The following is a 1924-nucleotide window of genomic DNA, read 5'->3' as shown; positions in this document are numbered from 1 at the left end:
AAAAAACTTGCATCACAGATACTCGCACCACTATACAAAAACCAACCAACCAACCAAACCAACAACCCAAAACACACAAGTCCCTTCGTGCCGGTCGGCCAGGCCCGTTAAGCCCAAAACCCGATAGCGCCCCCAGTCGAAAACAACCAGGACATTGTTCCTTCGTCCACACGCCTATCCCATAAACCAGTGAACACAAACCACGAACACTTCTGCATCCGCTTACTGGTAAAAAGTGCTCCCTAGAAAGGAGGTGATCCAGCCGCACCTTCCGGTACGGCTACCTTGTTACGACTTCGTCCCAATCGCCAATCCCACCTTCGACCGCTCCCCCTCAAAAGAGCTAGGCCACGGGCTTCGGGTGTTACCAACTTTCGTGACGTGACGGGCGGTGTGTACAAGGCCCGAGAACGTATTCACCGCAGCAATGCTGATCTGCGATTACTAGCGACTCCAACTTCATGGGGTCGAGTTGCAGACCCCAATCCGAACCGAGACCGGCTTTAAGAGATTAGCCCCACCTCACGGTATCGCAACCCTCTGTACCGGCCATTGTAGCATGCGTGAAGCCCAAGACATAAGGGGCATGATGATTTGACGTCATCCCCACCCTCCTCCGAGTTAACCCCGGCAGTCCCTCACGAGTCCCCGGCCGAACCGCTGGCAACATGAGGCAAGGGTTGCGCTCGTTGCGGGACTTAACCCAACATCTCACGACACGAGCTGACGACAACCATGCACCACCTGTACACCACCCCGAAGGCTGGCCCATCTCTGGAACCATCGCAGTGTATGTCAAGCCTTGGTAAGGTTCTTCGCGTTGCATCGAATTAATCCGCATGCTCCGCCGCTTGTGCGGGCCCCCGTCAATTCCTTTGAGTTTTAGCCTTGCGGCCGTACTCCCCAGGCGGGGAACTTAATGCGTTAGCTACGGCGCAGAACCACAGGATAGCAGCCCCACACCTAGTTCCCAACGTTTACAGCGTGGACTACCAGGGTATCTAATCCTGTTCGCTCCCCACGCTTTCGCTCCTCAGCGTCAGTAACGGCCCAGTGACCTGCCTTCGCCATCGGTGTTCCTCCTGATATCTGCGCATTCCACCGCTACACCAGGAATTCCAGTCACCCCTACCGCACTCAAGCCCGCCCGTACCCACCGCAGACCAACAGTTAAGCTGCTGGCTTTCACGACAGACGCGACGAACCACCTACGAGCTCTTTACGCCCAATAAATCCGGACAACGCTCGCGCCCTACGTATTACCGCGGCTGCTGGCACGTAGTTAGCCGGCGCTTCTTCCCCCACTACCATCAACACAGCCAAAACTGTGCCTTTTTCGCGAGAAAAAGGAGTTCACAACCCGAAGGCCTACACCCTCCACGCGGCGTCGCTGCATCAAGCTTGCGCCCATTGTGCAATATTCCCCACTGCTGCCTCCCGTAGGAGTCTGGGCCGTATCTCAGTCCCAGTGCGACCGACCACCCTCTCAGGCCGGCTACCCGTCAAAGCCTTGGTAAGCCATCACCCCACCAACAAGCTGATAGGCCGCGAGCCCACCCAATTCCAGAAAAAACCTTTCCAAACACCACCATGCGGTGACGCCTGAATATCCAGTATTAGCAGCCGTTTCCAGCCGTTATCCCAAAGAAAAGGACAGGTTACTCACGTGTTACTCGCCCGTTCGCCACTAATCCAGGAGTGCAAGCACCCCCTTCATCGTTCGACTTGCATGTGTTAAGCACGCCGCCAGCGTTCGTCCTGAGCCAGGATCAAACTCTCCAACAAAAACCTCTCCCCAAAACAGGGGAACAAATTCAGTCAGAAAAAACCTGACAAAACCCAATTTTCATAAAACAGAAAACCAGACAAAAACACTAACAAACCCCACCCCACAAAAAAGCAAGGCAAGGCAAAAACAAAAAAA

1 rRNA gene is annotated in these 1924 nt (G+C 54.7%); it reads right to left on the bottom strand.

What is annotated here, in order from left to right:
- Positions 1-246: 246 nt before the first annotated feature.
- Positions 247-1785, bottom strand: a 16S ribosomal RNA gene (locus FYJ63_RS10935).
- Positions 1786-1924: the final 139 nt, after the last annotated feature.

Origin of the sequence: Mobiluncus porci (assembly GCF_009695935.1) — a bacterium.
Taxonomy (GTDB): domain Bacteria; phylum Actinomycetota; class Actinomycetes; order Actinomycetales; family Actinomycetaceae; genus Mobiluncus; species Mobiluncus porci.
This window is presented reverse-complemented; position numbering and strand designations above follow the sequence as displayed.